The organism is Bradyrhizobium sp. B039, from assembly GCF_038965675.1.
In the GTDB taxonomy this organism is placed as follows: domain Bacteria; phylum Pseudomonadota; class Alphaproteobacteria; order Rhizobiales; family Xanthobacteraceae; genus Bradyrhizobium; species Bradyrhizobium diazoefficiens.
In genome coordinates, this window is record NZ_CP152416.1 from 7,211,420 (window position 1) to 7,231,626 (window position 20,207).

The 20,207-nt window shown below is 66.2% G+C and carries 16 protein-coding genes; 8 read left to right on the top strand and 8 right to left on the bottom strand.

Annotation, left to right across the window (positions count from 1 at the left end; genetic code table 11):
* Positions 1–54: 54 nt before the first annotated feature.
* From AAFG50_RS34245 to AAFG50_RS34260, 4 genes are all read left to right on the top strand, one after another.
* Positions 55–6,513 carry a non-ribosomal peptide synthetase gene (locus tag AAFG50_RS34245; RefSeq protein WP_028175191.1) on the top strand — a complete coding sequence of 2,153 codons (6,459 nt, stop codon included), beginning with the start codon at positions 55–57 and terminating at the stop codon, positions 6,511–6,513.
* Positions 6,514–6,653: 140 nt separating this feature from the next.
* Positions 6,654–6,821 carry a hypothetical protein gene (locus AAFG50_RS34250; protein WP_166466031.1) on the top strand — a complete coding sequence of 56 codons (168 nt, stop codon included), beginning with the start codon at positions 6,654–6,656 and terminating at the stop codon, positions 6,819–6,821.
* A gap of 221 nt (positions 6,822–7,042) precedes the next feature.
* The gene (locus AAFG50_RS34255) at positions 7,043–7,774 is read left to right on the top strand and encodes a 4'-phosphopantetheinyl transferase superfamily protein (RefSeq protein ID WP_011085024.1); all 732 of its coding nucleotides are present in this window, start codon (positions 7,043–7,045) and stop codon (positions 7,772–7,774) included.
* Positions 7,771–8,751: an LLM class flavin-dependent oxidoreductase gene (locus tag AAFG50_RS34260; protein ID WP_028175190.1), complete on the top strand. Its 981-nt coding sequence runs from the start codon at positions 7,771–7,773 to the stop codon at positions 8,749–8,751. The genes AAFG50_RS34255 and AAFG50_RS34260 overlap by 4 nt, the downstream gene beginning before the upstream one ends.
* Positions 8,752–8,892: 141 nt before the next feature.
* On the opposite strand, the gene AAFG50_RS34265 is transcribed toward AAFG50_RS34260, so the two are convergent.
* The 3 genes from AAFG50_RS34265 to AAFG50_RS34275 form a co-directional block, all read right to left on the bottom strand.
* The gene (locus AAFG50_RS34265; protein ID WP_028175189.1) at positions 8,893–9,918 is read right to left on the bottom strand and encodes a histone deacetylase family protein; all 1,026 of its coding nucleotides are present in this window, start codon (positions 9,916–9,918) and stop codon (positions 8,893–8,895) included.
* Positions 9,919–10,043: 125 nt separating this feature from the next.
* The gene (locus AAFG50_RS34270; RefSeq protein WP_028175188.1) at positions 10,044–10,982 is read right to left on the bottom strand and encodes an SMP-30/gluconolactonase/LRE family protein; all 939 of its coding nucleotides are present in this window, start codon (positions 10,980–10,982) and stop codon (positions 10,044–10,046) included.
* The gene (locus tag AAFG50_RS34275; protein WP_271555364.1) at positions 10,939–13,011 is read right to left on the bottom strand and encodes a PQQ-dependent sugar dehydrogenase; all 2,073 of its coding nucleotides are present in this window, start codon (positions 13,009–13,011) and stop codon (positions 10,939–10,941) included. Before AAFG50_RS34275 ends, AAFG50_RS34270 begins: the two co-directional genes overlap by 44 nt.
* A gap of 207 nt (positions 13,012–13,218) precedes the next feature.
* Between AAFG50_RS34275 and AAFG50_RS34280 the strand changes: the two genes are divergently transcribed.
* Positions 13,219–13,452, top strand: a complete 234-nt coding sequence (locus AAFG50_RS34280) for a hypothetical protein (RefSeq protein WP_028175186.1) — start codon at positions 13,219–13,221, stop codon at positions 13,450–13,452.
* 9 nt (positions 13,453–13,461) lie between these two features.
* Positions 13,462–13,638, top strand: a complete 177-nt coding sequence (locus tag AAFG50_RS34285; protein WP_166466030.1) for a hypothetical protein — start codon at positions 13,462–13,464, stop codon at positions 13,636–13,638.
* A gap of 85 nt (positions 13,639–13,723) precedes the next feature.
* On the opposite strand, the gene AAFG50_RS34290 is transcribed toward AAFG50_RS34285, so the two are convergent.
* Entirely contained in the window at positions 13,724–14,497 is a 774-nt protein-coding gene (locus AAFG50_RS34290; RefSeq protein WP_028175185.1) for an enoyl-CoA hydratase-related protein, read from the bottom strand.
* 128 nt (positions 14,498–14,625) lie between these two features.
* Here AAFG50_RS34290 and AAFG50_RS34295 point away from each other — a divergent pair, with 128 nt between their 5' ends.
* Together AAFG50_RS34295 and AAFG50_RS34300 are read left to right on the top strand one after the other, a co-directional pair.
* A complete protein-coding gene (locus tag AAFG50_RS34295; RefSeq protein ID WP_028175184.1) occupies positions 14,626–16,215 on the top strand; it encodes a gamma-glutamyltransferase in 1,590 nt (529 codons plus the stop codon).
* A gap of 193 nt (positions 16,216–16,408) precedes the next feature.
* Positions 16,409–16,627, top strand: a complete 219-nt coding sequence (locus tag AAFG50_RS34300) for a hypothetical protein (RefSeq protein WP_231166571.1) — start codon at positions 16,409–16,411, stop codon at positions 16,625–16,627.
* Between the two features lie 51 nt (positions 16,628–16,678).
* Here the strand turns inward: AAFG50_RS34300 and AAFG50_RS34305 are convergent, their stop codons facing one another.
* The 4 genes from AAFG50_RS34305 to AAFG50_RS34320 are packed head-to-tail and all read right to left on the bottom strand — an operon-like array spanning position 16,679 to position 20,152.
* Positions 16,679–17,965, bottom strand: coding sequence for an FAD-binding oxidoreductase (locus AAFG50_RS34305; RefSeq protein ID WP_028175183.1), 1,287 nt, complete (start codon positions 17,963–17,965; stop codon positions 16,679–16,681).
* A gap of 12 nt (positions 17,966–17,977) precedes the next feature.
* Entirely contained in the window at positions 17,978–18,709 is a 732-nt protein-coding gene (locus tag AAFG50_RS34310) for an amino acid ABC transporter ATP-binding protein (protein ID WP_011085014.1), read from the bottom strand.
* The gene (locus AAFG50_RS34315) at positions 18,706–19,359 is read right to left on the bottom strand and encodes an amino acid ABC transporter permease (RefSeq protein ID WP_028175182.1); all 654 of its coding nucleotides are present in this window, start codon (positions 19,357–19,359) and stop codon (positions 18,706–18,708) included. Before AAFG50_RS34315 ends, AAFG50_RS34310 begins: the two co-directional genes overlap by 4 nt.
* Before the next feature lie 28 nt (positions 19,360–19,387).
* A complete protein-coding gene (locus tag AAFG50_RS34320) occupies positions 19,388–20,152 on the bottom strand; it encodes an ABC transporter substrate-binding protein (RefSeq protein ID WP_074077668.1) in 765 nt (254 codons plus the stop codon).
* Positions 20,153–20,207: the final 55 nt, after the last annotated feature.

Here is a 20,207-nt window from a genome sequence, read left to right on the forward strand (position 1 = left end):
ACTGGACGCGTTCCCTAACTCATAGGAAGAATAGCTCAATCAGATCAAAAAGGAATGGCATTGTCGGACATTGCATCCGGAGCGGGATCGGTCGGCGCGAGCGGCGAAACGAAGATCTTTTCCCATATCGGCGGCCTTCTCGACTTCTACGCCCGCAGGACGCCGGCGGCGCCCGCCCTCCTCGCCCCTGGCCGGCCGGCCCTCACCTACGGCGCGCTCGGCGAGCGGACGCAGGATCTGGTCCGCACGCTGCGCGGGCTCGGCATTGCGCCGGCTGACCGGATTGCCGTTGCGCTGCCGCGCGGCGCGGACAGCGCGCTGGCACTGATCGCGGTCGCATCAAGCTGCGCCTGCGTCCCCGTCAATCCCGATCTGACCGCGGACGAGCTGCAACGCTATTTCAGCGAATTGAAGCTGACGGCGCTCGTCACCCGGGCCGACATGAACTCGGCCAGTCGCGACGTCGCCAGGGCGCTCGATATCGCGGTGATCGATTTCGTGCCGGGGCCGCAAGACGATCTCGGAGGCTGCGCGTTCGTTGGCCCGGCGGTCGGTCCGGCGAGCGCGAGCGGCGCCTCGCGCGGCGACAATGATGCGTTCATCCTCCTGACCTCGGGCACGGCGGCGCGGCCGAAAATGGTGCCACTCACGCATCGCAACGTCTGCCTGTCCGCCACCAATGCCGGCCGCGTGCTGTCGCTCACGTCCCACGATCGCCTGCTCAACGTCCTGCCGCTGTTTCACGCCCATGGTTTGATCTCGGGTCTGCTGACGGCGCTCGCCGCGGGCTCCAGCGTGATCTGCACCGACGGCTTCGACGCCGCGTCCTTCTTCGGCTGGATGCGGGAGCTGCAACCGACCTGGTACACGGCGGTGCCGACCATCCATCGCGCGCTGCTGACGGCGGCGGAAGCCGATCCGGGCCGCGCCCGGGCCTCGTCGCTACGCGTGATCCGCTCGGCCTCGGCCTCGCTCGCGCCCGCGATCCTTGGCGGACTGGAGGCGACGTTCGGCGTCCCCGTGCTCGAAACCTACGGCATGACGGAGGCGGCCTCGCAGATCGCGGCCAACCCGTTCGAGCTGCGCAAGCTCGGATCGGTCGGCCGCGCCGCGGGGCCCGAGATCGCGATCATGGACGAGACGGGCCGCGCGCTTGCGAGCGGCGCACACGGCGAGATCGTGCTGCGCGGCGCGAACATGAGCCGTGGCTATTATAATGACGAGGCGGCGACGCAGGCCGCCTTCCGCGACAGCTGGTTCCGGACCGGCGATCTCGGCTATCTCGATGCCGACGGCTATCTCTTCATCGTCGGCCGCATCAAGGACGTCATCAATCGCGGCGGGCAGAAGATCTCGCCGCTCGAGGTGGAAGAGGTCCTGCTCAGCCATCCGGCAGTGCTGGAGGCCGGCGTCTTTGCCGTTCCGCACCCAAAGCTCGGCGAGAACGTCGCCGCCGTCGTGGTGTTGCTAGCGAATTCCGAGGCGACCTCGGACCAGTTGCGCAAGTTCGCGCGAAAGCGTCTCGCGGCCTACAAGGTGCCGAGTCTGATCCGCAGCGTGGCGGCGCTGCCGAAGGGCGCCAGCGGCAAGGTCAAGCGCAACGCACTGGCTGATCTGATCGCGACGGCGGAGGACGCCGATGCGGCGCGCCTGCCGCGCACCACGCTGGAGACGCAGCTCGCGGAGATCTGGGCCGGTCTGCTGGAGCTGCCGCAGGTCGGCATCGATCAGGACGTCTTCGCGCTCGGCGCGGACTCGCTCGCGGTGACGCAGATGCGCTCGCGCCTGCGCGAACGCTTCAACGTCGACTTCTCGTTCGAGGACATCTTCGACTGCGCTACGGTCGCCGCGCTTGCGACCCGGCTGGAGACCGCCGCAACCCATCGCGAAGCGGCGCTGCCGGCCTGGCGCCGGGCCGGAGCTGCGACAGCGGACGCGCCGCTGTCGTACCAGCAGCAGCGGATGTACCTGCTCTCGCGGCTCGATCCGACCCGCTACAACTATAATGTCGTCGAAGTCGCGCTCCTCAAAGGCCTGGTCGACGTCGCCGCGCTTTCTGCGAGCCTCACCGCGATCTGCGCCCGCCATGAGGCGCTGCGTTCGGTCTTCGTCGAACGGCAGGGCGAGCCGGCGCAGCTTGTGCTGCAATCGCCGCCAAAATTCGAGCGGATCAAGCTCAAGCCCTGCCCTGCGGACAACCAGGTCGCGGTCGTCCGGCGCGAGACGCTCAAGCTCGCGCAATATCCGTTCGACCTGGCGCACGAGCCGCCACTGAAGGTCACGCTGCTGTCGTTCGACAAATCCAGCCACGCGCTGGTGGTCAATTTGCATCACCTCGTCACCGATGGCTGGTCGCAGCGGCTGTTCTGGGAGGAGCTCGCCGCCCATTATGCCGCGGCACGCAAGAAGGGCGTGGCAGCGCGGCCCTCGCCCACTTTCCAGTACCGCGACTTCGCACTGTGGCAGCAGAGCTGGGCGCGAACGCCGGCGGCGAAAGAACAGCTCGATTACTGGCGGACGCAGCTCGACGGCGTCACCACGCTGCCGCTGCGGACCGACCGGCCACGGCCTGAGATCTGGAGCGGTCACGGCGCCCGTCACTATTTCGAATTCTCCAGGGCCCTCTCGGGCGACGTCCGCGCGCTGAGCCAGGACCAGGGCGTCACGCCCTTCATGATCCTGCTCGCGGTGTTTCAGTGCCTGCTATTCCGTCACACCTCGCATGAGGATGTCGCGACCGGATCGCTGATCGCCAACCGCAACCAGATCGAGAGCGAGCGTCTGATCGGGCTGTTCGCCAACACCCTGATCCTGCGCAACGATTTCGGCGGCGATCCCAGCTTCGGAGAGATGTTGCGGCGGGTGCGCCAGGTCACGCTGGATGCCTACCGCAATCAGGATCTCCCGATCGAGGAGGTGCTGCGTGCGTTGCAGATCGCACGCCGGAGCGACGGCAATCCGCTGTTCCGGATCATGTTCATCCTCCAGAACGCCTCGATCGAGGCGGCACGCTTTCCGGGTCTGTCGACGCGGCGGCTGGAGGTCGATCCAAAAGTGGCGCGCTTCGACATCACGCTCGAGCTGGTCGAGGCCGACGGCCGATTCACCGGGTTCTTCGAGTACGCCACCGATCTGTTCGATGCGGCCACGATCGAAGACATGGCTGCTCAATTCAAGACCCTGCTCAAGGCCGTCATCGCCAATCCGGAACAGCGCATCTCGCGCCTGCCGCTGCTGACCGAAGCCGAACGCCGGCAACTGCTGGCGAAGGGCCACGGCGTGCCGGCCAATTTCACCACGCGCGGCAATTTGAGCGAACGCTTCGACCGTCAGGCCAGGACAACGCCGAACGCTGTTGCGGTGTCGGACGGACACACATCGCTGAGCTATCGCGAGCTGGCCCGGCGCAGCCAGGCGGCCGCGCGCTGGCTGGCCCGCGAAGGCGTCGGTGCCGAGAGCGTGGTCGCCTTGCTCGCGGAGCGCGGACCCGATCTGCTCGCCGCAATGATCGCGGTGCAACGCGTGGGCGCGGCCTTCCTGAACCTCGATCCCGACCAGCCGCCGGCGCGGCTTGCGACCATTCTCGGATCGAGCTGCGCCCGCGTGCTGCTGATCGGGCGTGCCCAATCGGCCATGGTCGAGGCACTGCTCGAGCCGTTGGTCGAGCGCATCCAGGTGGCCGAGCTCGACGACGCGATCGCGCCGCGGGCGACCAAGCCGGCCCGCGCCGCGCGGCGCGCGGCATCCAGCCTCGCCTATCTCATCTATACGTCCGGCTCCTCCGGCGCGCCGAAAGGCGTCATGATCGAGCAGCGCGGGCTGTCGAACCATCTGGCGTCGCTGATTTCCGAGCTGAAGCTGTCGGCCAGGGACGTGATCGCGCAAACCGCGCCGCAAAGCTTCGTCATCTCGGTCTGGCAGTTCCTCGCCGCGCCGATGGTCGGCGCGCGCGTGCATGTCTGCGGCAACGCGATCGTGCAGGACCCGATCCTGCTCGCGCGGGAGATCGAGCGCGAAGGTATCACCGTGCTCGAGATCGTCCCGTCGCTGCTGCGCGTGATCGTCGATCGCATGGACGAAGCGCCGATCCTGCGCGCCTTCGCGAGGCTCCGCCTCCTGATCTCGACCGGCGAGCCGCTGCCGGTCGACCTCTGCCGCGCCTGGTTCGCCCGCTGCCCGAAAGTGCCGCTGATCAATGCCTATGGCGCATCGGAATGTTCCGACGACGTCTCCCTGCATCGCCTGACCAAGCCGCCCGCGACCGCGACGAGCAACGTTCCGGTCGGCGCGCCGCTGCCGAACACCCAGCTCTACGTGCTCGACGCAAACCTTGAGCCGCAGCCGGTCGGCGTGACCGGCGAGCTCTGCATCGGCGGCGCGGGCGTCGGCCGCGGCTATATCAACGATCCCGCGCAGAACAAGCAACGTTTCCTGCCCGATTCGTTCTTGCGCCAGGCCGCTAGCCGGCTGTACCGGACCGGCGACCTCGCCCGCCGCCGCGCCGACGGGACGATCGAGTGCCTCGGCCGCGCCGACCATCAGGTCAAGGTCCGCGGCTACCGCATCGAGCTCAAGGAGATCGAGAATGCGCTGGCTGACCATCCGAGTGTGCGCGCCGGCATCGTCGAGCCGCGCCGCGAGGCCAGCGGCGACGTCAGGCTGATCGCCCATATCGTCGCAAGGCCCGGCAGCCGGGTCAGCGCCAGCGAGTTGCGCGACTTCCTGAAGAGCCGACTGCCCGGCCATGCCATCCCGTCCGCATTCCTATTCATGGATCAGGTGCCGCTCAACGCCCATGGTAAGATCGACCGGTCCATGCTGCTGGCACCCGCACAGCAAGAGGCATCCGAGCCGGATGCGGCCGTGCCGGCGCGGCGTTTCACCGAAAAGGTGCTCTCGGATATCTGGATCGATCTGCTGAAGGTCGAGAACCTCAGTGTCACCGACAATTTCTTCGATCTCGGCGGCCATTCGCTGCTGGCGGGCCAGGCGATGGCGCGCGTCGCCCGCGCGCTCGGCGTCTCGCTGCCGATCAAGACCATCTTCGAGGCGCCGACGATCGAGGAACTTGCCCGGCGGGTCGACGAGGCCGTGGCGGCGAAGCCGCACAAGCCTGCTGCAAGCCTGCCAAGACTCACTGAAACAAGGCTGGCTGAAAACGGCCCTCCAACGCTCTCGATCGCGCAGGACCAGATGATTCGCATCGAGCAGAGCCTGCCGGGGCTGCCGCTGTTCAACCTGCCCTTCGCCTTCCGCCTCCAGGGCCCGCTCGATCCGGCCACCCTCGCCCAGGCGTTCGGCGACATCGTGCGTCGCCACGAATCGCTGCGGACCGCGTTCGGCTGGAGCGGCGGGGAGCCGGTCAGCCGCATCGCCACACCCAGCGAACTCGGGCCGGTCCTCACCGTCGAGGTCATTGGCGACGGGCGGCCGCACAACAACAAGCGGCGCCAGGCGCTCGAACTCAGGAAGATCGATCTCCTGATCGAGCAGGAGACCTACACCCCGTTCGACACCGCGCGGCCGCCGCTGTTGCGGGCACGGCTGTTGCAGCTCCATGCCGACGATCACGTGCTGCTGCTGACGCTGCATCATGCCGTTGCCGACGGCTGGTCGATCGGCGTGCTGTTCGAGGAATTGTCGAGCCGCTATGCGGCGCTGGCCGGACGTCCCTCGGCGCCGCTGCCGAAGCTGCCGCCGGCCTTTTCGGACGTCGCACGCTGGCAGCGCTGGTGGTGCGGCACCGACGCCGCCCGCCGCCAGGCCGCCGACTGGACGGAGAATCTGCGCGGCGCGGCCCCAATCTTCGACGGCGACGCGAACCCGGGCGCGTCCACCGGTCACCATCAGCTCAGGCTCGAACCCGACCTGATCGCGCGGCTCACGGCGTTCGCCGGTCAGCATAACGCCACGCTGTTCATGTGCCTGCTCACCGGCCTGAAGGCCCTGCTGCTGGCACGGACCGGCCGTACCGACATCTCGGTCGCCACCGCGATGGCCAATCGCGCCCAGCCGGACACCGACCGAATCGTCGGCCCGTTCGAGAATACGGTGATCGTCCGCACGAAAATCACGCCGGATCTGTCGTTCGCCCAAGCCTTGGTCCGCGTGCGCCAGAGCGTGCTCGATGCGCATGCGCGGCAGGAGCTGCCGTTCAACATGCTGGCCGACCATCTGGAGCAGCAGGGGATCGACCCGGCCGCGCTGCTCCAAGTCTATTTCACGCTGCAAAATCCGCTGCGCCAGCCGCTCGACCTGCCGGAGATTGCGGTGCAATCGATCGGAAACATCGCGCGCGAGGGGCAGCCGGTGCTGCCGATCGACCAGACCTGGCTGTCGCTGATGCTCAAGGAGCGCCCGACCGGAATCACCGGTTCATGCAATTACAAGGGCGAACTGCTCGAGGCCCGTATGGTCGGCGAGTGGATGGAGGATTTCGTCGCGCTGCTGGGGGCCGCCGCCGCCCAACCAAACACGCCGCTCGACCGATTGCTCGATCGCAGGGCTGCTTGACCGCCTGTACAGCACGGGCGAATACAGGTTCACTCGTCAAAGCTGTGAATGACCAAGTTGCATCTTGATTATTTGGCGCCAGCGCGCAAGATTATTCTCGCGTTTCGATTTGGACGATTATTTTGATCCGGGGGAGTGTTATGGGTTTCATCAAATTTACCAAGGGCACCTCGTTGAGCGACAAGGACCGCAAGGCCCTGCAAAAGCTGCTGACCGACGAGAAGAAGAAGCTCCAGTCCGCGCTGAAGGACGTCGACGCCAGCCTTTCCATGCTGGGCGGCTCGAAGAAGGCCAAGAAGAAAAAGTAAGACTCGTCGGCCGGGACGCCGCACGAATCTTTCGGAAAACGGGCCGCTCGCCTGCGAGTTGGGGTCTCGCACAAGCTTGAGCTCGTAAACCGGCCTGCAAATCGACAAGAATTCGCCCGGGTGGACCGATAACAACGCTCCGCTCAGTTGGTTCTTGCTCAATTGATTCTTCCGTCAGGACCGGGGGATTTGGCCTCCGCCTGACGCCATGGGCCTGATTGATGGCAGACGACAGAATTGAACTGTTTGTCGGACTGATCGAGACTATTGACGCGCCGGGCGCGGCCGATGCGTGCCGGCGCCTGCTCTCGGTCGACGAACGAGTCCGCGCCGACCGCTTCGTGTTCGAGCGGCATCGGCGGCAATATATTTTCGCGCATGCCATGCTGCGCCTGGCACTGTCGCGGGTCGCGCCCAACGTCGCTCCCTCCGACTGGTCTTTTGGGGCCGGCCGCTACGGGCGACCGTTTGTCGCTGCGCCCGCGACCTCGATCGCGCTGCATTTCAGCCTGTCGCATGCCGATGGCTGCGTCGCCTGCGTCGTGTCCGGGCATGAGGCCGTCGGCGTCGACGTCGAAACCGTGTCGCGGCGTGTCGCCCCGCTCTCCACCGCGAATCGTTTCTTTGCGCCGGAGGAGGTCGAAACGCTGCGCAGCCTGCCGGAGCCGGCGGCGATCGAGCGCTTCTTCGACTATTGGACGCTCAAGGAGGCCTATCTGAAGGCCAGGGGCTTTGGCCTCAATTTGCCGCTCGACGCCTTCGCGATGCAGGTGTCGCGCGAGGCCATCGAGATCAGCTTCAAACCCGACATCGCCGACGATCCGTCGGGATGGCGCTTCTCGCTGTGCTCGCCCTCCCCCTCGCATCGCCTCGCGATTGCCGACGGCTCCCGTGCGGACGGCGGCCTTCCCATCAGCCGCAACGCCTGGCCGCTCCAGGAAGCGGCTGAATGACGACCTCGCGGCTGCGCGTCTTCCCCGCGATCTCGCGCAACCGCGACCCCAGGACATATGTCGGCGAGCTGATGCGGGTGGCGCAGTTCGCCGACAGCAACGGCTTCGAAGGCATTCTGCTGTTCGAAGGCAACGACGTGTTCGTCGAGCCCTGGGCAATGGCCCAGCACATCATGGCAGGGACGACGCGATCTTCGCCGCTGATCGCCGTCAACCCCATCTACATGCACCCGTTCACGGCAGCCAAATTCGTCTCCTCCTTCGCGCAGTTCTACGGCCGCAAGGTCTATCTCAACATGATCACGGGCACCGCGGTCAGCGACTTGCATGGCCTCGGCGACGACCAGTCCCATGCGAACCGCTACGTCCGTCTCGGCGAATTCGTCGCGCTGATGCGCCAGTTGCTCTCAAGCCCGCGGCCGGTGAATGTCGCGGGCCGGTTCTACCGTGCGAGCAACCTGCAACTGCGCCCCCGCCTGCCCGCGGAGCTGATGCCGGAATTTCTGATCGCGGGCCAGTCCGAGGCGGCACAGCGCGTGGCGAAGGAGACCGGCTGCATCAAGATGCAGATGTTGCCGCCGGACCTCGATCGCGGGCTCGATGTATCAGGCATGAATTTCGGCATTTTCGCGCGCGAGAGCCGCGACGAGGCGCGGCAGGCGGCCAGGGCGCGCTTTCGCGACAATCCCGATGATCGCGAGCTGCTCGCGCTCACCGTGGAGAACAGCGACTCCGTGTGGAAGCGGCGGCTGTACGAGGGGCAAAGCGGCGAGCTCGCGGACAATGGCTATTGGCTGCTGCCGTTCCTGACCTTCCAGGCCGACTGCCCCTATCTCGTCGGCAGCTATGCCGAGATCGGCGCGAAGCTGAAGGATTTCGCGGCGAAGGGCCTGACCACGATCATGCTCGACATGGTCGCGGACGAGGCCGAGATGCAGCACGTCTGCAAGGCGCTTGCGGCGAGCGGGATGTTCTGAGTTTTCCCTCTCTCCCCGCTTGCGGGGTGAGGGGGCTCTCCGCGAGGGCTGTGACAGTCGGACTCGCGGAGAGTCCCCCTCACCCGGAATTTGCTGTCGCAAATTCCGGCCTCTCCCCGCACGCGGGGAGAGGCGAAGATATCACCGCGCTTCTTCAAACCCTGCCAGCACCGAGGTCAGGTTCGCACCCAGGATATCCGAGAGATAGCCGCCCTCCTGCACGAACACGGTCGGCAGGCCCATCCTGGCGATGGCCTGGCCGATACGGCGGAAACCCGGCGTGGTAACGGCAAGGCCCTTCAGTGGATCGTGCTCGGAGGCATCGAGGCCGAGCGCGATGACGAGGGCGCCGGGAGCAAAGGACTCGATCGCCTTGCGCGCGACATCCATCGCCTGGATGTAGCCGTCGTCGCCGGTGCCGATCGCCAGCGGGATGTTGAGATTGGTGCCGAGGCCCGGGCCTTCGCCGCGCTCGTGCGCATAGCCCCAGACATAAGGATAATATGCGACAGGATCGGCATGGATCGACACCGTGTACACGTCCGGCCGCGCATAAAAGATGCCTTGCGTGCCGTTGCCGTGGTGGACGTCGACGTCGAGGATCACGACGCGCTCGTGCTTGAGCCGCAGATGCGCGGCTGCAATCGCGCTGTTGTTGAGAAAGCAGAAGCCGCCGGCCATGTCGCGATAGGCGTGATGGCCGGGCGGACGGCAGAGCGCGTAGGTCGCGTCCTCGCCATCCATCACCATCTGCGCGGCGGTGACCGCAGCATCCGTCGCAGCACAGGCCGCGGCCCAGGTGCCCGGGCCGATCGGCGCTGCGGTGTCGGCCGTGTGCCAGCCGAGCTTGCCGACGATGTGGGTCGGATAGGTCGCGGCATGCCGCACGGGATGGATGTTGCCGATCATCTCGGGGCCGGAATCGCCGAGCGCGGTCCAGGCGTCCCAGGCCTCGCTCAGAAACGACAGATATTCCGGACTGTGGATGCGCGCGCGGGGTCCCTGCCCGAATGTCGTCGGCTCGACCAGTTGATGCTTGCCGTCCTTCAACCCCTTGAGCAGGCGGTCGGCGCGCTCGGGCTGCTCGGTGGTGCGCTTGACGACACCGCGAACCAGGAAGAATTGCGGATCATGGCTGCGGTGCAGTTCGGTATGGACGGCTTTCACTCAAACACTCCGTGGTCGCTTTGACGGTGCCACAGATTCTTGATCGCTGCGGCGGCCAGATGCAAGCAAGAAGAATGCCGCCTCTGTCGCACCGCTCTGCGTCGCAAGCAGATCGCGCCTGATGCTCAGCAGCGCCCGCGCTGGAGGCAGTGCTCGCGGCCCGGCTGATCGGTACGGAAGGCTTCGACAAAGCCGCCCTGACGCTGCGTGACGAAGACGGTCTTGCCGTCGCTGCCGCCGAAGGCGAGGTTGGTCGGCTCCTTGCCCTTCAGCGCGATCTCGCGCTCGACCGCGCCAGTGGGTTTCATCAGCGCGATCGTGCCCTTGAGGATGCGCGCGACGTAGAGGCGACCGGCAACGTCGGTGCGCAGCCCGTCGACGGTGTCGGGCTGAAACGACTTCACCAGCTTTGCGCCGGTGAGCTCGTTGCCGCTGATCGTATAGGACCAGATCTGGCCTGAGCTGGACTCCCCAACATAAAGCGTCTTGCCATCGGGGCTGAGATCGATGCCGTTGGTGGTGCCCATCGCGCGGGGCGCCGTCATCACCTGCCCCTGCACCGTTCCGTCGGCGGCTTTCGCGATGCGCCAGATGTGGCCCTCGCGACCCTTCCAGTTCGGATCGCTCGCATAGACCGTGCCGTCGCGCGCGACCGTGATGTCGTTGGGCTGGTTCATCTCGTCGGAGTGAAACCAGACTGCAGGTTCGGTGCTTCCCTTCGCAATGGTGAAGATGTTGTGCTTCTTGTAATCGGCAATGAACATCGCGCCGCTCCGATCGAAACGGATCGCGTTGCCGACGCTGCCTTCGGGGAGCGTCGTGAACAGCTCCGAAGCCGCAGCGCCCGCAGGCAGCTTGCCGATGGTGCCGGCCTTGCCGAGATTGACGACGAACAAATTGCCGTCGAGATCGGCGGCGGGTCCTTCGATGCCGAAAGTGTATTCGCTGGCGGGCGTGACCTGCACGCTGTCGAAAAGCTTGGTTTCGGCAGCAGCGGACGGCGCCGCGATGAGCAAGATGCTACTGCACAGGCACCAGAAATTCCTGCCGGATGTAATAGCCATCGTCGTCGGTGCACTCGCCATTCAGATAGGGATCGGCCGGCCGGAAGAATCGGCTGAAGCCGGGTTTGTCTACAGCGCTCCTTTGTGTCACGACAACGACCTTGGCAGCCGGTATTTCGCCGCATTCCTTGTTGGTTTTGCCAAAGAACCTGCGTTGCGGCGGACCGGCCTTGATCCGCATCCGCGTTCCCGGAACCATTCTGGCAACGAGCAGGTCAGCGGTATCGAGCAGGCGTGCGTAACCGGGCTCGGTCTTCGGCAGGCTTTCGCCGCCCGGCGGCATCAGCTTCTCGGCGCCGAGACCGCGAAGGCGCGTCCGCAGCCTGCCGGAATCGGGGTCGCCCGGATAGATCCAGCCGTCCTGCGACAGCATGAAGCGGAGCACCGTCGCATCCTTCTCCGCTTCCGACTGTCCTGCCTTCAGGCCGAAATCCGAATGGCAGCCGAGGCAATGCTTCTCGACGAGGCCCTTGCGCAGCGTGGTGAGGCGAACGCTGTTCTGCGCGTCCCTGGCGATGAAGGCCGCGAGCTGGTCGATCATCGCCTGGCTGCGCGTGTCGCAGGGCAGCGGCTGAGGCGCGTCGCCCGCGGCACGGTCGATGCGGATCACCGTCTGGTTCTTGTCCTCGACCAGCCAGATCGCGCCGTCCTCGGCGACCGTCATGCCGACCGGCGCGCCTTGCGGCCGCGCGCCGTTGACGCGGTGCCAGCCTGCAATCAGCTCCTCGAACGACGCGGCAGCGACCTCGCCGGCGTCGGTCTGGAAGCTGTGGGTCGGATCAGCCGCGCAGCTGACATGGTAGCGCACTGGCGCCGGGCTCGGCCTGGGAAAACCGTGGTCGTCGACATCGTAGGCGAGCACACGGCTGCCGGTCGGGCGATAGCCATGCAGGCCCACCAGCAGCTTGCCCTCGAGCTCCGGGAATTTCGCGCCGTGATAATAGAGCATCGCGAGCGGGGCGCCGTGCGGCGGCAGCAGCGAGAACGGCGGCTTGTAGAGCGCATTGGCCGTGCAGAGCGACTTGTAGGTCCCGGATTGCAGCACGCTCCTGAACTCGGGGCTCGGCGTCGACAGGTCGTAGCAATAGGGCCAGCCATAGTGCCTGCCCTGCTCGATCGCGTTGATCTCCTCGTTGGGCTTGAAGATGTCGGGCAGGTCGCGGCCGTTCTCGCCTTGCAGGAAGGCATAGCCGGCATCGGGGAAATTCGGATGCAGCGCCAGCGCCATCGAGTTGCGCAGGCCACGCGCGTAGACGGTGTGCGGCGGGTCAGGGTCGTTTGGCCTCAATGCCGGGAAGACGCCGCCTGACTGCGGCGTAAACAGCCAGATCGCGGCCATCGCGGAGGCCCCCTCGGCCGCCGCACAGGGCTTTGTGATCGGCGCAGGCGTGATGCAGTCGTCGCTGTGCGAGCCGACATTGACGAACAGCCGGCCGTTCCTGTCAAAGACGAACTGCTTGAGCGGATGCGCACTCTCGTCGAGCCTGGTGCCGTCGGGCAGCGTGATCCGGCGGCCCGGCATGTGACGGATGATGGTCTCGACCGTACCGCGCGGATTGTCCGCGAGCGGATCGAACCGGAAGATCGTCTCGGCGGTCGAGGCGTAGAGCTTCTTGTCCGGGCCGATCACGAGGCCGAACGGATATTCGAGGCCGGTCAGCAGTTCCTTGAATCGCTGCCCCGGCGGCGCATGCGGATCGAGCAGCAGCAGCCGCCCATCGGTGTGGCCCCAGCCCCCCATGTCGGCGACCACGAACAGGTCGCGGCCGGGCACCTGGACGATCGAACGCGGAAACTTGAGGCGATCCTCCTCGCTGGCGACGAGGCCGGCGCAAAATCCCGCCTTCATATCGATCTGGAGTCTTGGAAAAGCGAGATCGCCGCTGCCGCAGCTTTCCGTGCCGATCGCGTAGCCGCTTTTCCTGACCGACTCGGACGAGGCCGGGGCCAGGCCGAGCAGCACTGCGACGACGGCCGCCACAAGCAAGCGCAGGCTCGGGCGTTCACAGCGGAATGTGAAGTCGTTCACAGCGGCCTCCCGGACGTATCGTCCAGGGTTGTTCCATGCCGCCTGCGCGCCGTCCAGTTGCCGATCACCCGCCTGTGATTAAACCTGTAACGACCTTGGTGCCGACCAACCTCCGTAGATTCCCTTACCGGGCTCGACCCGAATATTTTTCGACCGTTTCCGATGGTATCGGTTTGCCGTCCCAATCGCTTTCTACAGGAGGCGTGTATGGTTCAGATGTATTTCCACTGCTCGAATACCGAAGGCACGCTGATCGATCGGTACGGCACGGCGGTAGCCAATCTGACCGAGGCACGCGACCGCGCCGCCCAGATCATGCGTTCGATGATCCTGACGCCCGGTGCGGAAGACTGGCGCGACTGGGTGATCCATGTCAGCGGCGACGACGGCGAGGAGATTTTCGACCTCCCCTTCACCGCCATGCTCGGCAAGCCGCATTGAGGTGATGCCATGCTGATCGCGTCCTTGAGCCTGCTCCGCCAGCCCTTGAACTTCGTTGCCACCAAATGGCTGACGCTGGTCAGGGTCGCCGGCGACCCCTACCGCCCCGAGCTGCACTACATGCGCGGCCCCGGCCCGAAATGGCACGCCAAGTATCAGGCCAGCCGTCTGAACCGCGCGCTCTGAAGCTGTCGTCTCGCCGCTTGCCGCAAACCGGTTCTCCAAACTCGCTATGCCCGGGCAGCTCCCGGGCATTGACGTCTTCGGCTCGTCACCGCCCGGTGAACTTCGCCTTGCGCTTCTCGACGAAGGCATTGCGGCCTTCGATGGCGTCGGCGCTTTTCCGGATCGTGGCCTGAAGCTCGATCTCGCGGCGGAACTGGGCCTCATAGGTCGCGTGCTCGCTCTCCTCGACCAGCGCGCGGGTTGCGACCAAAGCGCGCGTCGGGCCCTCCGCCAGGCCGCGCGCCAGCACCAGCGCCTCTCCCATCAGCTTCTCGTCGTCGACGACCTGCCGCACCAGGCCGATCTCCTGGGCGCGTTCCGCCGTCAGCGGCTCGTTGAGCAGCATCAGCTCGAGCGCCCGCTGCCGGCCGACCAGGCGCGGCAGCAGCCAGGTCGAGCCGAGATCGGGCACCAGCGCAATGCGGCTGAACACCTGGATGAAGCTCGCCGACCGCGCCGCGACGATGATGTCGCCGGCCATCGCGAGGCTGAAGCCGCCGCCGGCCGCCACCCCGTTGACGGCGACGACGACGGGCACGCGGCATTCGCGGAGCGCCTTGAAGGCCGGCCAGTAGAAGCGCATCACGCCGGCGGCGATGTCCTCGCCGAGCGCCTCGGAGGCCTTCAAATTCTGTCCCGAGCAGAAGCCGCGCCCGGCGCCGGTGAGGATCAGCGCGCGAACGCCCTCGTCCTGCGTCATGTCGCCGATGGCGACAGCCAGCGCGCCGAGCAGGTCCGGCGTCATCGCGTTCAGGCTCGCCGGCTCGTCCAGCGTCAGGATCCCGACCGCGCCATCCCGCGCCTGTTTCACACCAGCCATGCCGCTTCTCCCTTTGGATGTTCTCGTTGGCCGCAATGTGCCATTGTCCGCGCGCTTCGCCAAATGCGGAGCTTTTCAAGTCGGCACCACCAAGCCAAGACCACCGAAGACAGACACAAGACCGCATCATGCCTCATCAGTTCAGCCTCGCCCAAACCGTCCGCAAGCCTGCCGTCAAGACCAAGGGCGGTATCGTCGCCGCGCAATCGCGCCGGGCCGCCGAAGTGGGCGCGCAAGTGCTGGCCGCGGGCGGCGATTGCGTCGACGCGATCGTCGCGACCACCATGGCGCTGAACGTGCTGGAGCCCTGGAACAGCGGCATCGGCGGTGGCGGCGCGATGGTGCTCTACCGCGCCAGGGAAAATCGCACCGAGGTGATCGACTACGGCATGTGCGCCCCGCAGAGCCTGCGCGTCGCGGACTATCCGCTCAGCGGCGAAGGCGCAGCGTCCGATCTCTTTCCCTGGCCGCGGGTGAAGGACGATCGCAACATCCACGGCCCCGGCGCGATCGCCGTGCCCGGTGTCGTCGCCGGCATGGAGGAAGCGCATCGCCGCCACGCCAAACTGCCGTGGAAGGACCTGGTCGCGCCGGCCGCCGCGCTCGCCGGCGAAGGCCTGCTGGCCGATTGGTGGACCACACTGACGATCGCAAGCTCGGCGGCTGACCTCCGGCGCTATCCCGCGAGCGCGGCAGCGTTCCTGAAGGACGGCCTGCCGCCGACCGCGCCATGGGGCATCAAGTCCGAGACGCGGCTGCCGCAGGACAAGTTGAAGGCAACGCTATCGCACCTCGCCGAAGCCGGACCGCGTGATTTCTACCAGGGCGATCTCGCCAAAAGCATCGCATCCGACATCAAGGCCGACGGCGGCTCGCTGTCGGTCGAGGACCTCGCCGCATTCCGCGCCCATCTGCGCGAGCCGCTGGCGATCCCCTATCGCGGCGGCAAGGTGTTTGCGACGCCGGAGCTCACCGCCGGACCGACGCTGGCGCACGCGCTGCGCCTGTTGCAGCTAAATCTGAAACCGGCAGGTGCACCCGATGCCGCCACCTACGCCGAATATGCGCTCGCCCTGCAAGCTGCCTATCGCGAACGGCTCAAGGACATGGGCGATGCCGACGGCAAGCGCTCGCTCGGCGCCGAATATCTGGCACCAGCCTGCACCACGCATTTCTCCGTCGTCGACCGCCACGGCAATGTCGCCGCGGTGACGCAGACACTGCTTTCGTCCTTCGGCTCGAAATACGTGACGCCGCACACCGGCATCGCCATGAACAACGGCATCATGTGGTTCGATCCAACGCCCGGCACCACCAACTCGCTCGCTCCGGGCAAGCGCTGCCTCACCAACTACACGCCCGTCATCGCCGAGACCAGGGACGGCAAGCGTCTCGCCATCGGCGCCTCCGGCGGCCGCCGCATCCTGCCCGCGGTGATGCAACTCGCATCGTTCGCAATGGATTTCGGCATGGACCTCGACGCGGCGATCCACCAGCCGCGCATCGACGCCAGCGAGGGCGCGGTCGTGATCGGCGATGTCAGACTGCCGGCAGACACACGCAAGGCGCTGGCCGCACGCTTCGACTATGAAGAGAGCCGGGTGCAGGCGCTGCCGCAGAAATTCGCCTGCCCGAGCGTGGTGATGCGCGAGGGCGAGGTCAATTCCGGCGCGGTCGAGATCTTCCAGCCGTGGGCCGATGCGGTGGCGGAGGCCTGAGTCCGTTTACGAGAGAGCGTGCCAGCGGTGAACCGCGGGCACGTCGCAAGCGCGGATGTGCCAGCACGCGTTGAGCCGATGCGCGATCGCGCATCTCCGCGAGCGTCACGACTCCTCCACATTTGCAGGGAACTTAGCTGCGCACAGTCCGTTCATTGATCGGACAAGTGCGCTCGCCCCACTGGAGAACATGATGAAGAAACTTGCGCTCGCCGCGTCGCTGATCATTGCGGCGGGTTTCACACTGACCAACCCTGCGTTTGCAAAGGGTGGTCATGGTCACGGCCACGGTTACGGCCACGCGATGGGCCATCATTACCATGGCACGCCGCCCGGATGGTCGCATGGACGCAAGGTCGGCTGGCGCGGTCACGGGTGCCCGCCCGGACTGTGGAAGCAGGGCCGCTGCTGACGCGATCTACAATTCCTGCAAGGCGCCGCCCCTGACAAGGCGGCGCCTTCTTCATATGCCGAGCCGGTCCCGCACGCGCCCTGTGATGACCGCGGTCGTCACCCCCACCGGCCAGAACGCATGCATCGGGATCGGCTTGATGCCGGTGACGGGCATGTCGATCTCGGCCTTGGCGCCGCCGATCAGGCGGCGGGCGAGCTGCGCGCCCATCGCGGTCGAGAGCGCGACGCCGCGGCCGTTACAGCCGAGCGAGATCAGGATACTTTCGGCGGGCTCGTGCACATGCGGATAGTGGTCCTTGGTGATCGCGAGCCGGCTATTCCAGCCATGGGTCCAGGCGACGCCCTTCAGCTGCGGCCATAGCCGCTCGGCGTAGCGGATGAGATAGGAGACATCTGACGGCGAGCTGATCCAGCGCATCGGGCCGCGGCCGCCCATCAAGAGGCGGTTGTGCTGATCGATGCGGTAGTAGACCGTGATGTGGCCGCTCTCGTAGAGCACGGGACGCGTCGGCATGATCGAGCGGGCGACCTCCTCGGAGAGCGGCGCGGAGGCGACGATCGAGGAAAACACCGGCACGATGGTGCGGCGAAGCGCCGGCCAGAGATCATCGGTGAAGCCATTGGTGGCGAGCAGCACCTTTTCTGCACGAACCACCGCGCGCGGCGTCTCGATGCGCCAATGCGCGCCGTCGCGGCGCAGCGACAGCGCCGGCGTCTCGCCATGCACCTTTGCACCGGCCGAGATCGCGGCACGCGCGAGACCGCGGGCGTAGCGGAGGGGATGCAGGTCGCCGCCGCGCGAGTCCAGCATGGCGCCGATATAGCGGTCGGTGCCGGTCATCTCGCGCAGCTGCTCGCGGTTCAGATATGTCACCGGCATGCCGCGGCGGATGCATTGCTGCGCGGTCTTCTCGATCGCAGCGGCACTGGCCTCGTTATAGGCCGCACGCAGCGTTCCGTTCTGCCGCGCCTCGCACGGGATCTGGTAGCGACGGATCAGCTCGTGCGTAAAATTCGGCGCGCCGTACGAGAACTCGATCATGCGGCGGCCAAGTTCAGTGCCGAAATCGGCCTCGATCTGGTCGGGATCGTGCTTCAGGCCGGGATTGGTGTGGCCGCCATTGTTGCCGGACGCGCCCCAGCCCGGCTCCTGCGCCTCCAGCACCAAGGCCTCGACGCCCTGCTCCGCCAGATGCAGCGCGGTGGACAGGCCGGTGTAGCCGCCGCCGATAATCGCGACGGAGACGGTCTTGTCGGCGTCGAGCGGCGGCGTGGCGACCGGCGCAACGGCGGTGTCAGCATAAATCGAGGGCGGCAGAGGCAGGCGCGCAGTCATGGCGAAGACCGATCAGAGCGGATGCAGCACCCGGCGCAGGAAATCCTGCGTGCGCGGGTGCTGGGGTTGGTTGAGCACCGATTTGGCCGGCCCCTGCTCGACGATGACGCCGCCGTCGATGAACAGCACGCGATCGGCGACGTCGCGGGCGAAGCCCATCTCGTGGGTGACGACGACCATGGTCATGCCGTCGTCGGCGAGCTTGCGCATCACGCCGAGAACGTCGCCGACGAGTTCGGGATCGAGCGCCGAGGTCGGCTCGTCGAACAGGATCGCCTTGGGCTGCATCGCGAGCGCGCGCGCGATCGCGACGCGCTGCTGCTGGCCGCCGGAAAGCTGCGGCGGGTGCGCGTCGGCCTTTTCGGCGAGGCCCACCTGGGCGAGCAGCGCGCGGCCGCGCTCGAGCACTTGCGCACGCGCCTCCTTCTTCACGTAGAGCGGGCCCTCGACCACGTTCTCCAGCACCGTGCGATGCGGAAACAGGTTGAAGCGCTGGAACACCATCGAGACCTGGGTGCGGACGTTCACGATCGACGGCGCATCGCGGTCGACCTTCAATCCTTCGACATTGATCTCGCCGCGATCGTAGCTTTCCAGCCCATTGATACAGCGCAGGATGGTCGACTTGCCGGAGCCGGACGGGCCGACGATGCAGACCACCTCGCCCTTCTCGACCTTCGCCGTGATGCCCTTGAGCACCTCGACCTTGCCGAAACTCTTGTGAACGTCGGTGAGCTCGATCATTTCTTGCCCGCCCGCTTTTCGAAGTGGCGAACCAGCAGGATCAGCGGAATGCTCATAGTCAGGTACATCAACGCCACCAGCGTGAACACGCTGGTGTTCTTGAAGGTCGAGGACGCGATCAGCTTGCCCTGCAGCGCAAGCTCGGCGACCGTGATGGTCGAGGCCTGCGACGAATCCTTCAGCATCATGATCATGACGTTGCCGTAGGGAGGCAGCACGATGCGCACCGCCTGCGGCAGCACCACGCGGCGCATGGTGAGCCACCAGCCCATGCCGATCGACTGCGCCGCCTCGATCTGGCCCTTGTCGATCGCCTCGATGCCGGCGCGGAAGTTTTCCGCCTGGTAGGCCGAATAGGCGATGCCGAGCCCGAGGATGGCGGCCTGCAAGGCCGACAGCGTGACACCGAGATCGGGCATCACGAAGTAGAGGTAGAACAGCAGCACGATGATCGGGATGCCGCGGATCACGTTGATCAGGCTGGCGCTGAGCATCGACAGGACCTTGATGCCGGAGACCCGCATCATCGCCCAGACGAGGCCGAGCACCGTCGAGAGCAGCAGCGAGCCGATGGTGACGACGATCGTCAGCGCGACGCCGCTCATCAGGATCGGGAAGAACTCGGCAGCGTCGTGCCAAAAGCCTTTCATCGGGCAGCCTTCGATCAGCCTCTAGCAATCAGCCTTGGGCCTTCTGGCCCCATTTTTCGAGGATCTTGTCGATGGTGCCGTTGGCCTTGAGCTTGGCCAGCGAGGCGTTGATCTTGCCGAGCAGCGCGCTGTCGCCCTTGCGCACGCCGATGCCGACCGAGCCGACCGTGACCGGCTTGTAGCTGTCGACGAGCCGCACATCGGGGAAGCCGCCCTGCTTCAGATTGTAGGCGAGGATCGGATAGTCGGCGTAGCCGGCCTTGAGGCGGCCGGTGTTCACGTCGCGCAGGATGTCGGGAATGGTGTCGTAGGCCTTGACGTCGGCGAACAGTCCCGACTTCTTCAACGCGTCGACGAAGGCGGTGCCGACCTGGGCGCCGACCGTCTCGCCCTTCAGGTCGTCCTGCGTGGCGTAGGCCTTGGTGTCGTTCTTCGGCACCACCAGACCTTCGCCATAAGTGTAGATCGGGTCGGAGAAGTCGACGACCTCCTTGCGCGGCGCAGTGATGAACATTGCGGCCGCGATGATGTCGATCTTGCTCGAGGTCAGCGACGGGATCAGCGCCGAGAACGACATCGGCTCGATCTGCACGTTGAGGCCGGCGTCCTTGCCGATCTCGGTGATGAGATCGACCATGATGCCCTGGATGGTATTGGTCTTGGTGTCGAGGAAAGTGAAGGGAATGCCCGTCGGCGTCGAGCCGACCTTCAGCACCTGCTGCGCGGAGGCCGGCACGACCGCGGCAATCGCGAGCGCCGCGGCTGCGGCCTGGACAAAACGCTTCAACGCCATCGCATCCCCCTTTGGGTCCGGCCGCTGGCGGCGCTCGCAGATGTCTTGATCGCAG

What these genes read in the sequence shown, in the direction of transcription:
- AAFG50_RS34245 (WP_028175191.1), top strand. Translation starts at nt 55, where the DNA reads ATGGCATTGTCGGACATTGCATCCGGAGCGGGATCGGTCGGCGCGAGC.
- AAFG50_RS34250 (WP_166466031.1), top strand. Translation starts at nt 6,654, where the DNA reads ATGGGTTTCATCAAATTTACCAAGGGCACCTCGTTGAGCGACAAGGAC.
- AAFG50_RS34255 (WP_011085024.1), top strand. Translation starts at nt 7,043, where the DNA reads ATGGCAGACGACAGAATTGAACTGTTTGTCGGACTGATCGAGACTATT.
- AAFG50_RS34260 (WP_028175190.1), top strand. Translation starts at nt 7,771, where the DNA reads ATGACGACCTCGCGGCTGCGCGTCTTCCCCGCGATCTCGCGCAACCGC.
- AAFG50_RS34270 (WP_028175188.1), bottom strand. Translation starts at nt 10,982, where the DNA reads ATGGCTATTACATCCGGCAGGAATTTCTGGTGCCTGTGCAGTAGCATC.
- AAFG50_RS34280 (WP_028175186.1), top strand. Translation starts at nt 13,219, where the DNA reads ATGGTTCAGATGTATTTCCACTGCTCGAATACCGAAGGCACGCTGATC.
- AAFG50_RS34285 (WP_166466030.1), top strand. Translation starts at nt 13,462, where the DNA reads ATGCTGATCGCGTCCTTGAGCCTGCTCCGCCAGCCCTTGAACTTCGTT.
- AAFG50_RS34290 (WP_028175185.1), bottom strand. Translation starts at nt 14,497, where the DNA reads ATGGCTGGTGTGAAACAGGCGCGGGATGGCGCGGTCGGGATCCTGACG.
- AAFG50_RS34295 (WP_028175184.1), top strand. Translation starts at nt 14,626, where the DNA reads ATGCCTCATCAGTTCAGCCTCGCCCAAACCGTCCGCAAGCCTGCCGTC.
- AAFG50_RS34300 (WP_231166571.1), top strand. Translation starts at nt 16,409, where the DNA reads ATGAAGAAACTTGCGCTCGCCGCGTCGCTGATCATTGCGGCGGGTTTC.
- AAFG50_RS34305 (WP_028175183.1), bottom strand. Translation starts at nt 17,965, where the DNA reads ATGACTGCGCGCCTGCCTCTGCCGCCCTCGATTTATGCTGACACCGCC.
- AAFG50_RS34310 (WP_011085014.1), bottom strand. Translation starts at nt 18,709, where the DNA reads ATGATCGAGCTCACCGACGTTCACAAGAGTTTCGGCAAGGTCGAGGTG.
- AAFG50_RS34315 (WP_028175182.1), bottom strand. Translation starts at nt 19,359, where the DNA reads ATGAAAGGCTTTTGGCACGACGCTGCCGAGTTCTTCCCGATCCTGATG.
- AAFG50_RS34320 (WP_074077668.1), bottom strand. Translation starts at nt 20,152, where the DNA reads ATGGCGTTGAAGCGTTTTGTCCAGGCCGCAGCCGCGGCGCTCGCGATT.